At 70.9% G+C, this 11703-nt stretch carries 12 protein-coding genes; 3 read left to right on the top strand and 9 right to left on the bottom strand.

Features of this window, described 5'->3' with window-relative positions; all coding sequences use genetic code 11:
• From BHU15_RS28060 to tkt, 5 genes are all read right to left on the bottom strand, one after another.
• The coding region (locus BHU15_RS28060) for a 6-phosphogluconolactonase (RefSeq protein ID WP_171908461.1) at positions 1 to 329 on the bottom strand (329 nt) is incomplete at its 3' end.
• Positions 326 to 1342, bottom strand: a complete 1017-nt coding sequence (opcA, locus tag BHU15_RS28065) for a glucose-6-phosphate dehydrogenase assembly protein OpcA (RefSeq protein WP_069629728.1) — start codon at positions 1340 to 1342, stop codon at positions 326 to 328. The genes opcA and BHU15_RS28060, both read right to left, overlap by 4 nt.
• A complete protein-coding gene (gene zwf, locus BHU15_RS28070) occupies positions 1339 to 2871 on the bottom strand; it encodes a glucose-6-phosphate dehydrogenase (protein ID WP_069629729.1) in 1533 nt (510 codons plus the stop codon). The genes opcA and zwf overlap by 4 nt, the downstream gene beginning before the upstream one ends.
• A 4-nt stretch (positions 2872 to 2875) precedes the next feature.
• Positions 2876 to 3994: a transaldolase gene (gene tal / locus BHU15_RS28075; RefSeq protein WP_069629730.1), complete on the bottom strand. Its 1119-nt coding sequence runs from the start codon at positions 3992 to 3994 to the stop codon at positions 2876 to 2878.
• A 34-nt stretch (positions 3995 to 4028) separates the two neighbouring features.
• On the bottom strand, positions 4029 to 6107 hold the full coding sequence (gene tkt, locus BHU15_RS28080) for a transketolase (protein WP_069629731.1): 2079 nt from the start codon (positions 6105 to 6107) through the stop codon (positions 4029 to 4031).
• A gap of 314 nt (positions 6108 to 6421) precedes the next feature.
• Here tkt and BHU15_RS28085 point away from each other — a divergent pair, with 314 nt between their 5' ends.
• From BHU15_RS28085 to BHU15_RS28095, 3 genes are all read left to right on the top strand, one after another.
• On the top strand, positions 6422 to 7369 hold the full coding sequence (locus BHU15_RS28085) for a heme o synthase (RefSeq protein WP_069629736.1): 948 nt from the start codon (positions 6422 to 6424) through the stop codon (positions 7367 to 7369).
• Between the two features lie 51 nt (positions 7370 to 7420).
• Positions 7421 to 7792, top strand: coding sequence for a hypothetical protein (locus BHU15_RS28090; RefSeq protein ID WP_069629732.1), 372 nt, complete (start codon positions 7421 to 7423; stop codon positions 7790 to 7792).
• A gap of 90 nt (positions 7793 to 7882) precedes the next feature.
• Positions 7883 to 9001 carry an amidohydrolase family protein gene (locus BHU15_RS28095; RefSeq protein WP_069629733.1) on the top strand — a complete coding sequence of 373 codons (1119 nt, stop codon included), beginning with the start codon at positions 7883 to 7885 and terminating at the stop codon, positions 8999 to 9001.
• Between the two features lie 36 nt (positions 9002 to 9037).
• On the opposite strand, the gene BHU15_RS28100 is transcribed toward BHU15_RS28095, so the two are convergent.
• From BHU15_RS28100 to BHU15_RS28115, 4 genes are all read right to left on the bottom strand, one after another.
• On the bottom strand, positions 9038 to 10015 hold the full coding sequence (locus BHU15_RS28100; protein ID WP_069629734.1) for a COX15/CtaA family protein: 978 nt from the start codon (positions 10013 to 10015) through the stop codon (positions 9038 to 9040).
• Between the two features lie 25 nt (positions 10016 to 10040).
• Positions 10041 to 10274, bottom strand: coding sequence for a hypothetical protein (locus BHU15_RS28105; RefSeq protein ID WP_069629735.1), 234 nt, complete (start codon positions 10272 to 10274; stop codon positions 10041 to 10043).
• 25 nt (positions 10275 to 10299) lie between these two features.
• Positions 10300 to 11085 carry an ABC transporter permease gene (locus tag BHU15_RS28110; RefSeq protein WP_069629737.1) on the bottom strand — a complete coding sequence of 262 codons (786 nt, stop codon included), beginning with the start codon at positions 11083 to 11085 and terminating at the stop codon, positions 10300 to 10302.
• A gap of 26 nt (positions 11086 to 11111) precedes the next feature.
• The coding region (locus BHU15_RS28115; protein WP_141726897.1) for an ATP-binding cassette domain-containing protein at positions 11112 to 11703 on the bottom strand (592 nt) is incomplete at its 5' end.

Raw genomic sequence — 11703 nt, forward strand, 5'->3', positions numbered from 1 at the left:
ACTCGGTGCCGCTGGACCCCTCCCGGGTCCAGCGGCACCGAGTCCAGCAGCGCCGCCCGCGCCTGGGTGACGTTGCGTTCCGGGTCGCCCTCCGGCAGGAAGCGCTCGTCGCCCCACCACAGGTCGAGCCGGGTCCAGTCCACCGCGTCCCGGGCGGGCGCCTGCGACAGCGCGGCCAGCAGGCCGTTGCCGTTGCGCCCGCCCGTGAGGACGATCGACGCGGAGCCCCGCGCGGCCTGGGCGTCCACGATCTTCGTGATCAGCCGGGCCGCCGCGGCCTGCGCCATCAGCTCCTTGTCGCGGTGGACGACGAGTTGCGGGACGCTCACTTGGACGCCGCCTTCTTGGCGGCGGCCGTCCGCGTGGACGCCGCCTTCTTGGCCGGCTGGGCGCTGTCGCCGGACTTCTCGGAGTCCGCCGCCGCCAGCCGGTCCACGCCGAACCGCAGCGTCGACGCGTACGTGTCGTCCGGGTCCAGCCGGCGCAGCTCCTCGGCGATCAGCTCCGAGGTCTCCCGCCGGTTGAGCGCCACCGCCCGGTCCGGCTGCCCCTCGATGGCCAGCGTCGCCAGGGAGCCGTCCGAGCGGCGCAGCTCGATCGGACCGCAGTCGGTCTCCATCCGGACCGACGTGAGGCCGGGTCCCCCCGACACCGCGCGGGTGACCGGGACGTGCAGCCGCTCCGCCAGCCACATGCCGAGCAGCTCGCAGCTCGCGTTCAGCTCCTCGCCCTCCACCCGGACCGCGGTGACCTTGCAGTCGACCTGGTCCAGCGCGGCGGCCAGCATCGAGCGCCACGGGGTGATCCGGCTCCACGCCAGGTCCGTGTCGCCGGGGGTGTAGACGGCCGCCCGCGCTTTGAGCTCCTCGATCGGGTTCTCGGCGGCGTAGGTGTCCGTCACCCTGCGCTGGGCCAGCGTGCCCAGCGGGTCCTTCGCGGGGTTGTCCGGCGCGTTGGCCGCCCACCACACCACGACCGGCGCGTCCGGCAGCAGCAGCGGCAGGACGACCGACTGGGCGTGCTCGATGACCTCGCCGTACAGCCGCAGCACGACCGTCTCACCGGTGCCGGCCTCCACGCCCACCCGCACCTCGGCGTCGAGACGCGCCTTGGACCGGTCGCGCGCCGAGCGGGAGAACCGCTTGACGACGACCAGCTTGCGGGAGGGGTGCTCGCGGGACGCCTCGTTGGCGGCCCTGAGCGCGTCGTAGGCGTTCTCCTCGTCGGTGACGAGGACCAGGGTGAGGACCATGCCGACGGCCGGGGTGCCGATCGCCCGGCGTCCCTCGACCAGCGCCTTGTTGATCTTGCTGGACGTGGTGTCCGTAAGGTCGATCTTCATGGCCGACGCCAGCTCCGTCCGTGTCGTGCGAGCATTTCGTCCGCCTCGACCGGACCCCAGGTCCCGGACTCGTACTGCGCGGGCTTGCCGTGCTTGTCCCAGTACTGCTCGATCGGGTCGAGGATCTTCCAGGACAGCTCGACCTCCTCCGTACGGGGGAAGAGGTTGGAGTCGCCGAGCAGCACGTCGAGCAGCAGTCGCTCGTACGCCTCGGGGCTGGACTCCGTGAAGGACTCGCCGTACGCGAAGTCCATCGAGACGTCCCGCACCTCCATCGCCGTGCCGGGCACCTTGGAACCGAACCGCATGGTCACGCCCTCGTCCGGCTGGACCCGGATGACCAGGGCGTTCTGTCCCAGCTCCTCGGTGGCCGTGTGGTCGAAGGGGGAGTGCGGGGCCCGCTGGAACACGACCGCGATCTCGGTGACCCGGCGGCCCAGGCGCTTTCCGGTACGGAGGTAGAACGGCACGCCCGCCCAGCGGCGGTTGTCGATCTCCACCTTCACCGCGGCGTAGGTGTCGGTCTTCGACTTGGGGTCGATGCCGTCTTCCTGGAGATAGCCGACGGCCTTCTCGCCGCCCTGCCACCCGGCGGCGTACTGCCCGCGCACCGTGTCCTTGCCCAGGTCGTGCGGCAGCCGTACGGCGCCCAGCACCTTGGTCTTCTCGGCGGCCAGCGCGTCCGCGTCGAAGGAGGAGGGCTCCTCCATGGCGGTGAGCGCGAGGAGTTGGAGGAGGTGGTTCTGGATGACGTCGCGCGCGGCGCCGATGCCGTCGTAGTAGCCGGCCCGGCCGCCGATGCCGATGTCCTCGGCCATGGTGATCTGCACGTGGTCGACGTACGACCGGTTCCAGATCGGCTCGAAGAGGGTGTTCGCGAAACGCAGCGCCAGAATGTTCTGGACGGTCTCCTTGCCCAGGTAGTGGTCGATCCGGAAGACCTCGTTGGACGGGAAGACCTCGTGCACGACCTTGTTGAGCTCCTGCGCGGAGACCAGGTCGTGGCCGAAGGGCTTCTCGATGACGGCGCGCCGCCAGGAGCCCTCCTTCTGGTCGGCCAGCCCGTGCTTCTTGAGCTGCTTGACGACCTTGGGGAAGAACTTGGGCGGTACGGAGAGGTAGAAGGCGAAGTTGCCGCCCGTGCCCTGCACCTTGTCGAGATCCTGGATGGTGGACTTCAGGTTCTCGAAGGCCTGGTCGTCGTCGAAGTCACCCTGGACGAAGCGCATCCCCTGGATGAGCTGCTGCCAGACCTCCTCCCGGAAGGGCGTACGGGCGTGCGCCTTGACGGCGTCGTGGACCTCCTGCGCGAAATCCTCGTCCTGCCACTCGCGACGGGCGTAGCCCACGAGGGAGAAGCCGGGCGGCAGCAGGCCCCGGTTGGCGAGGTCATACACGGCAGGCATCAACTTTTTACGGGACAAATCGCCCGTGACGCCAAAGATGACCAGGCCCGACGGCCCCGCGATACGCGGGAGCCGTCGGTCCGCGGCGTCACGAAGCGGGTTCGCTCCGTGGGTTGCGGTCAAGGGTTCAGTCCTCCGAAGGGGCGAGGCGCTTCAGTTCCGCCTCGGTCGACTTGAGCAGGTCGGTCCAGGCCTTCTCGAACTTCTCGACGCCCTCGTCCTCCAGCACCTGGACGACGTCGTCGTAGGAGATGCCCAGCTTCTCGACGGCTTCGAGATCCGCGCGCGCCTGGTCGTACGTACCCTTCACGGTGTCACCGGTGACCGATCCGTGCTCGGCGACCGCGTCCAGAGTGGCCTCCGGCATGGTGTTCACGGTGTGCGGGGCGACCAGGTCGTCCACGTACATCGTGTCGCGGTACGCCGGGTCCTTGACGCCCGTCGAGGCCCACAGCGGGCGCTGCTTGTTGGCCTGGGCACGGTCCAGCGCCGCCCAGCGGTCGGTGCCGAAGACGTCTTCGTACGCCTCGTAGGCCAGCCGGGCGTTGGCGACGGCGGCCTTGCCGCGCGCGGCCTTCGCCTCGTCCGTGCCCAGCGCGTCGAGCCGCTTGTCGATCTCGGTGTCCACGCGGGACACGAAGAAGGACGCCACCGAGTAGATCTTGGAGAGGTCGAGGCCCGCGGCGTTCGCCTTCTCCAGACCTGACAGGTACGCGTCCATCACCTCGCGGTAGCGGGCCAGCGAGAAGATCAGCGTCACATTGACACTGATGCCCCGGGCAATCGTCTCGGTGATCGCCGGCAGCCCCGCCCGGGTGGCGGGGATCTTGATGAAGGTGTTCGGACGGTCCACCAGCCAGGCCAGCTGCTTCGCCTCGGCGACGGTGGCCGCCGTGCTGTGGGCGAGCCGGGGGTCGACCTCGATCGAGACACGGCCGTCCTGGCCCTGCGTCTCGTCGAACACCGGACGCAGCACGTCGGCGGCGTCACGGACGTCCGCCGTCGTGATCATGCGGAGGGCTTCCTCCGTGGTCACCCCGCGGGTGGCGAGGTCCCGGAGCTGCGGTTCGTAGCCGTCGCCCTCGGAGATCGCCTTCTGGAAGATGGACGGATTGGTGGTCACGCCCACGACGTGCTGCTGGTCCATCAGTTCGGCGAGATTGCCGGATGTGATGCGCTTGCGCGACAGGTCGTCGAGCCAGATCGCGACACCTTCGTCGGAGAGGCGCTTGAGTGCGTCTGTCATGAGAATTGCATCTCCTACTTGTCGTATACCTGCGTCAGCGCGCCACGGCGGCGAGAGATTCCCGAGCGGCGGAGGCGACCGCGTCCGCGGTGAATCCGAACTCCTGGAACAGGACCTTGCCGTCGGCCGAGGCGCCGAAGTGCTCCAGCGAGACGATGCGGCCGGCCTCGCCCACAAAACGGTGCCAGGTGAGGCCGATTCCGGCCTCGACCGCCACGCGCGCCCGCACGGACGGCGGCAGGACGCTGTCCCGGTACGCCTGGTCCTGCTCCTCGAACCACTCGACGGACGGCATCGACACGACACGGGTCGCGATGCCCGCGGCCTGGAGCTGCTCGCGTGCCTCGACGGCCAGCTGCACCTCGGAGCCGGTACCGATCAGCACCACCTGGGGCTCGCCGCCCTCGGCCTCGAACAGCACGTAACCACCCTTGGCCGCGCCCTCGTTGGCCTCGTACGTCGGCACGCCCTGACGCGTCAGCGCCAGTCCGTGCGGAGCGCCCTTGGCGTGCCGCTTGAGGATCTCGCGCCAGGCGATCGCCGTCTCGTTGGCGTCGGCGGGACGCACGATGTTGAGACCGGGGATGGCCCGCAGGACCGCCAGGTGCTCGACCGGCTGGTGCGTCGGACCGTCCTCGCCCAGACCGACCGAGTCGTGCGTCCAGACGTAGGTGACGGGCACCTGCATCAGTGCCGCGAGTCGCACGGCCGGGCGCATGTAGTCGGAGAACACCAGGAAAGTGCCGCCGTAGATACGGGTGTTGCCGTGCAGCGCGATGCCGTTCATCGTCGAACCCATCGCGTGCTCGCGGATGCCGTAGTGCACCGTGCGGCCGTAAGGGTCCGCCTCCGGCAGCGGGTTGCCCGCCGGGAGGAACGACGAGGTCTTGTCGATCGTGGTGTTGTTGGACCCCGCGAGGTCGGCGGAGCCGCCCCACAGCTCGGGGATGACCGCCCCGAGCGCCTGGAGCACCTTGCCGGACGCGGCGCGGGTGGCGACACCCTTGCCCGTCTCGAAGACCGGCAGCTTCGTCTCCCAGCCCTCGGGCAGCTCGCCCGCGCGGACCCGGTCGAACGTCGCGGCACGCTCGGGGTTGGCCGTACGCCACGCGGCGAACGTCTTCTCCCACTCGGCGCGCGTCTCGCGGCCCCGGTCGAGCGCCCGGCGCGTGTGCGCCACGACCTCGTCGGCGACCTCGAAGGTCTGCTCCGGGTCGAAGCCCAGCACCCGCTTGGTCGCGGCGACCTCCTCGTCGCCCAGCGCCGAGCCGTGCGCGGCCTCGGTGTTCTGCGCGTGCGGGGCGGGCCAGGCGATGATCGAGCGCGCGGCGATGAACGAGGGACGCTCGGTCTCGTCCTGCGCGGCCTTCAGCGCCCGCGCCAGACCCGCCGGGTCGAGGTCACCGTTCGGCAGCTGCTCGACGCGCTGGACGTGCCAGCCGTACGCCTCGTACCGCTTGAGGGTGTCCTCGGAGACGGCCGTCTCGGTGTCACCCTCGATGGAGATGTGGTTGTCGTCCCAGAGCAGGACGAGGTTGCCCAGCTTCTGGTGGCCGGCCAGCGACGACGCCTCGCCGGAGACACCCTCCTGAAGACAGCCGTCACCCGCGATCACCCAGACGGTGTGGTCGAAGGGAGAGGTGCCGGGGGCCGCCTCCGGGTCGTACAGACCGCGCTCGTAACGGGCGGCCATCGCCATGCCCACACCGTTGGCGACGCCCTGGCCGAGCGGCCCGGTGGTGGTCTCGACGCCGACCGTGTGTCCGTACTCCGGGTGCCCGGGGGTCTTCGAACCCCAGGTCCGGAACGCCTTCAGGTCGTCCAGCTCCAGCCCGTAACCCGCGAGGTACAGCTGGATGTAGAGAGTCAGCGACGAGTGGCCCGCGGAGAGAATGAACCGGTCACGTCCGGTCCACTGCGCGTCGGCCGGATCGTGCCGCATCAGCTTCTGGAAGAGCACATAGGCGGCAGGCGCCAGGCTCATCGCCGTACCGGGATGGCCGTTGCCGACCTTCTGTACGGCGTCCATGGCCAGGACTCGGACGGTATCGACCGCCTTGCTGTCCAGGTCGGTCCACTCTTCGAGATCTGTGGTGGTCGGCTTGGTGCTCACCCTGAGTCAGGGCTCCTCTCCACATGTCGAATCCCGGTGTCTGAGGGCGCACCGGTTCGCTGCCGAGCCTACCCTCGTGGCGCCGCGCGACCATTCCCGTCCACTTCCGTAAAGAAGAGACACCGTCAGGGTGCCGGGCGGGTGTCCGCCGTCTCTCCAGGGGGCGATCGCGCGGCGCCCCCACCAGGCGTCAACACGAGCCCACCCCCGCGAAGAACGACGTATGGGCAACGTCTAGAGTGGCGTGGTACGCGCAAGTCTTTATCGGGCCTTCACGCCCGGAGCTTGCTGGGATTTCTCTGTCTGGGGTGTACGTGACGGCCGTCGAGTCCCGACCCGCAGGGGTCGTCCTGACTCCGAGCCCGGGGGGCCATCGGCCGTTCGGCGCCCGCGTCAAAGCCTTCGTGGCGCTGACCAAACCACGGATCATCGAGCTGCTGCTCATCACCACCGTGCCGGTGATGTTCCTGGCCGAGCAGGGCGTACCCGACCTGTGGCTGGTGCTCGTCACCTGCGTCGGCGGCTATCTGTCCGCCGGCGGCGCCAACGCCCTGAACATGTACATCGACCGGGACATCGACGCGTTGATGGACCGCACGTCGCAGCGCCCGCTGGTCACCGGCATGGTGTCGCCACGTGAGGGCCTCGCCTTCGGGCTCGCCCTGGCCGTGATCTCGACGCTCTGGTTCGGCCTGCTGGTCAACTGGCTGTCGGCGGCGCTCGCGCTCGGCGCGCTCCTGTTCTACGTCGTCCTCTACACGATGGTCCTCAAGCGGCGTACCTCGCAGAACATCGTCTGGGGCGGCATCGCCGGCTGCATGCCGGTCTTCATCGGCTGGTCGGCGGTCACCAACTCGCTGTCCTGGGCCGCCGTCATCCTCTTCCTCGTCATGTTCTTCTGGACGCCGCCGCACTACTGGCCGCTGTCGATGAAGGTGCGCGAGGACTACGCGCGGGTGGGCGTGCCCATGCTCCCCGTCGTCGCGTCGAACCAGACCGTGGCCCGCCAGATCGTCCTCTACAGCTGGGTGATGGTGGGGGTTTCGCTGCTGCTGACCCCGCTCGGCTACACCGGCTGGTTCTACACGGCGGTGGCTCTGGTGGCCGGCGGCTGGTGGCTCTGGGAGGCGCACGGGCTCCAGTCGCGCGCCAAGTCCGGTGCGACGGGCGGCAAGCTCAAGGAGATGCGGCTGTTCCACTGGTCGATCACCTATGTGTCGCTGCTCTTCGTGGCCGTCGCGGTCGACCCCTTCCTCCGATAGAAGCGCCACAGCACTTCGATGGAACGACTACCCGTCGGTAGCATGTCTGTCATGGCAGAGACCGAGGTTGACGAGCAGACCGGCGACGGCGGGCGTCCGGGCCGACAGGCCGTACGCGACGAGCGGCGCGCGGCCCGACTGGCGCGGCAGATCGGCGCGTTCGCGAAACGGCACGGCGGCGCCGCCGAGGGGCAACTCGCGTATCTGGGCCGGGCGGGCACCCGTATCGTGCTCGTGGCCCAGGACGGCGACTGGGGCGATCTGGTCGCCCCCTCGCACGACGTGGCGCTGAAGGCCGTCGAGAAGGCCGGGATCACCGTGCACGAGGCGTTCGACGGCGAGTTCGCCGCGAAGGTCCGCACCGGCCCGTACGAGTGGAACCGCATGGCGGGCATCCAGCTCGGCGGCCCCGCCAACGAGTAGCCCGGGGCGCCTCGATCGCCGGGCAGACCAACACCCGAGCGCGCCTTGCCCGTTAGGACTGTAGGGATACGGTCCACGACGGGAAGCCCCATGATCGAGACAACGACTCTGGTGGACCAGAACTGCCACGGCGTCCTCCGTACGGAACTGGGCCTCGGCACCTTCGAGGCCCAGCTCGGCAGGACCGCGGGCCCGCCCGCCGCCGGCACCACGTTCTTCGACACCCAGACCGGATTCGCCGTACGGCGCTGGTGCCCGCCGCTCCTGGGACTCCAGCCGCACACCTCGCCCGCCGGCTATCTCGCCCGGCGCCGGGAACTCGGCGTCCTGGAGGCCGGCCGGCGGCTCCTGCGCGGCACCGGCGTCACGACCTATCTGGTGGACACCGGGCTGCCCGGCGATCTGACCGGACCCGAGGAGATCGCGGCGGCGGGCGCCGCCGAGGCCCGCGAGATCGTACGGCTCGAACTGCTCGCCCAGCAGGTGGCCGACACCTCGGGCACCGTCGACTCGCTGCTCGCCAACCTCGCCCACGCCGTGCACACGGCGGCCGGTTCGGCCGTCGCCTTCGTGTCCGTGACCGCCCTGCGCCACGGCCCCGCCCCGGCGTCCGAGCCGCCGGGCCCCGGCGAGGTGCGCGCCGCCGCCGGACGCTGGCTCACCCGGCGGCGGGTGGGCGGCCGGCTCACCGACCCCGTACTGCTCAGACATCTGCTGTGGACCGCCGTCGCCACCGGGCTGCCGCTCCAACTGCACGCGGGCGGTGGCGGCGAGGGGTGCCGGGGCGGCTGCCCCGACGGCGCTCCGGCGCAGATCGCGGGCTTCGCGGCGGCCACGGCCGGGCTCGGCACCGACCTGGTGCTGCTGCACGGCAGGCCGTACCACCGGCACGCCGCGCGGCTGGCGGGGGCGTTCCCGCACGTGTACGTGGATCTGGGCCCGGCACTCGCGCACACCGGGGCCCGCGCGGCGGACGCCCTCGCGGAGATGCTGGAGCTGGCCCCGTTCGGGAAGCTGCTCTACTCCAGCGGCGCGCGCGGGCTGCCCGAACTGCACGTGGTGGGCGCGAGCGTCTTCCGGCAGGCGCTGGCGCGGGTGCTCGGCGGCTGGGCGGCGGACGGTTCGTGGGCGCTCGCCGACGCGCAGCGCGTGGCGGAGATGATCGCGTCGGGCAACGCCCGCCGGGTGTACGGCCTGGACGAGAAGTGACGTTCCGGTGGTCCGGGCTCAGGGCCTCGGAGCGGCTCAGGCCTTGGACAGGGCCGGGTCGGCCGGGTCCGCCTGCGCCGGGATCGCCGGGTCCCGCACGGGCCGCTCACGCAGGCTCAACACGAGCCGCAGCACGGCGATCCAGGTCAGCGCGGAGCCGAGCATATGGACGCCGACCAGGACCTCGGGCACGTCGGTGAAGAACTGCACATAGCCCACCCCGCCCTGCGCGAGCAGGACGATCAGCAGGTCACGCGCCCGCGCCCGGGTGTCGTCCGGGGCGTCCACGACGCGCAGCACCAGCCACATCGCGATGGCCAGCGCGCAGACCAGCCAGGCCGCCGCCGCGTGGACGTGCGCCGCGTCGATCCAGTCCCACGGCATGCGCGGCACCTCGCTGCTGTCACCCGCGTGCTTGCCGGAACCGGTCACCGTCGTACCGAGGGCGATCAGTACGACCGTCGCGACGATCAGCGCCCAGGACAGCTTCCGTACGGGACGGGGGACCCGCGGCCGGGCCGACGCGTCGCCCTCGCGGGTGCGCTGCCAGACGAGCACCGTGACGGTGAGCAGGGCGTTGGCGAGCAGGAAGTGGACCGCCACCGTCCAGGGGTTCAGCTCCATGTGGACCGTGATGCCGCCCATGACGGCGTTCACCACCACCAGCCAGAACATGCTCCAGGCGAGCCGGGTCAGTCCGCGCCGCCGGGGCTTGACCGACCGGGCCGCGACGATCGCCCAGCCGACGGCGGCCGACAGGACGTACGTCAGCATCCGGTTGCCGAACTCGATCGCGCCGTGCAGACCCTGCTCGGGCGTCGCGAACAGGCTGTCGTCCGTGCACTTCGGCCAGGTGTCGCAGCCGAGCCCGGAGCCCGTGAGCCGGACGGCGCCGCCGGTGACGATGATGACGACGGTCATCACGACGGCGGAGAGCGCGGCGCGGCGCAGGATCCGGGGGGAGGGTGTCCAGCGCTGCGCGATGTAGTCGAGGGGGTTCCACACGGCAACCATGGTAGGCGGGGGTTTGTGAACGCAGTCACGAGGGGGTGCTCAAGGGCGCCCGGTGGCCCGGTGCCGGCGCAGGGTGATGTCCCACGGGCCGCCAGACGCGTATGCCCTTCTCGTCGACGAACGCCAGGCCGAGCCAGGACAGGAGTCCGGGGCTGCCGAAGACGCACACCCCGACCGCCACCACGCCCCAGACGCCGAAGACGCCGCAGATCCACAGGACGAAGCGGCGCTGGGCGGGCCGGTACTCGACGGGCGTCATCCCGGCAGCCTGGAGGGACGGCTTCCTACTCCCAGCGGAAGAAGCGGGCCGCCGCCCCGAGCCCGAGCACCGCCCAGACGGCCAGCACCCCGAGGTTGTCCCAGGGCATCCCCGCACCGTGCTGGAGCACGTCCCGCAGCCCCTCGGAGAGGGCCGAGATCGGCAGCAGACCGAGCAACGTCTGCGCCACCTCGGGGAATTTGTCCAGCGGTACGATCACGCCGCCGCCCACCAGCAGCAGCACGAACACCAGATTCGCCGCCGCCAGCGTCGCCTCCGCCTTGAGCGTGCCCGCCATCAGCAGCCCGAGCCCGGAGAACGCGGCCGTGCCGAGAACGAGCAGCAGCAGCACGGCGAACGGGTTGCCGTCCGGCGACCAGCCGAGCGCGAACGCGATGACCGTCAGCAGCACGATCTGGAGCACTTCGGTGACCAGGACGGAGAGCGTCTTGGCGGTCATCAGTGCCCAGCGCGGCAGCGGCGAGGCGCCGAGCCGCTTCAGCACCCCGTAACGCCGCTCGAAGCCCGTCGCGATGGCCTGTCCCGTGAAGGCCGTCGACATCACGGCCAGCGCGAGGACGCCGGGGGCCAGGAAGTCGACCGCCGCGCCCGAGCCGGTGTCGATGATGTCGACCGTCGAGAACAGCACCAGCAGCAGACTCGGGATGATCACGGTCAGCAGCAGCTGCTCGCCGTTGCGCAGCAGCATCTTCGTCTCGAAGGCCGTCTGCGCGGCGATCATCCGCGACAGCGGCGCCGCGCCCGGGGCGGGCGCGTACGTACCGGCGCCCGCCCGCGCGCCGGCGCTCATCTGCGTACCGGTGCTCGTGTCGGTGCTCATGGACGCAGCTCCTTGCCGGTCAGTTCGAGGAAGACGTCCTCCAGCGTGTGCCGCTCGACGGAGATCCTGTCCGGCATCACCCCGTGCTGCGCGCACCAGGACGTCACCGTCGCGAGCAGCTGCGGGTCGATCGTGCCGCCGATCCGGTACGCGCCCGGCGTCAGCTCGGCGGCGGCCGACCCGTCGGGCAGCGCCTTGAGCAGCGAGCCGACGTCGAGTCCCGGGCGGCCGGTGAAACGCAGGGTGTTCTCGGCGCCGCCCCGGCACAGCTCCTCGGTGGTGCCGTGGGCCACGACACGCCCGGCGTCGACGATGGCGACGTCGTCGGCCAGTTCCTCGGCCTCGTCCATGAAGTGCGTGGTGAGCACCGTCGCCACACCGTCGGCGCGCAGCTCGCGCACCAGGTCCCAGGTGGAGCGGCGGGCCTGCGGGTCGAGCCCCGCGGTCGGCTCGTCCAGGAACACCAGCTCGGGCCGGCCGACGACCGCCATGGCGAGCGAGAGCCGCTGCTGCTGGCCGCCGGAGAGCCGCCGGTAGGGCGTACGGCCGCAGCCGCCGAGCCCGAGACGTTCGATCAGCGCGCGCACG

The sequence above is a fragment of the Streptomyces niveus genome, assembly GCF_001723055.1.
Taxonomy (GTDB): domain Bacteria; phylum Actinomycetota; class Actinomycetes; order Streptomycetales; family Streptomycetaceae; genus Streptomyces; species Streptomyces niveus.

Excerpts from the sequence above, each read along its gene's own strand:
- opcA (WP_069629728.1), bottom strand. The coding sequence starts at position 1,342 with ATGAAGATCGACCTTACGGACACCACGTCCAGCAAGATCAACAAGGCG.
- tal (WP_069629730.1), bottom strand. The coding sequence starts at position 3,994 with ATGACAGACGCACTCAAGCGCCTCTCCGACGAAGGTGTCGCGATCTGG.
- BHU15_RS28090 (WP_069629732.1), top strand. The coding sequence starts at position 7,421 with ATGGCAGAGACCGAGGTTGACGAGCAGACCGGCGACGGCGGGCGTCCG.
- BHU15_RS28095 (WP_069629733.1), top strand. The coding sequence starts at position 7,883 with ATGATCGAGACAACGACTCTGGTGGACCAGAACTGCCACGGCGTCCTC.
- BHU15_RS28100 (WP_069629734.1), bottom strand. The coding sequence starts at position 10,015 with ATGGTTGCCGTGTGGAACCCCCTCGACTACATCGCGCAGCGCTGGACA.
- BHU15_RS28105 (WP_069629735.1), bottom strand. The coding sequence starts at position 10,274 with ATGACGCCCGTCGAGTACCGGCCCGCCCAGCGCCGCTTCGTCCTGTGG.
- BHU15_RS28110 (WP_069629737.1), bottom strand. The coding sequence starts at position 11,085 with ATGAGCGCCGGCGCGCGGGCGGGCGCCGGTACGTACGCGCCCGCCCCG.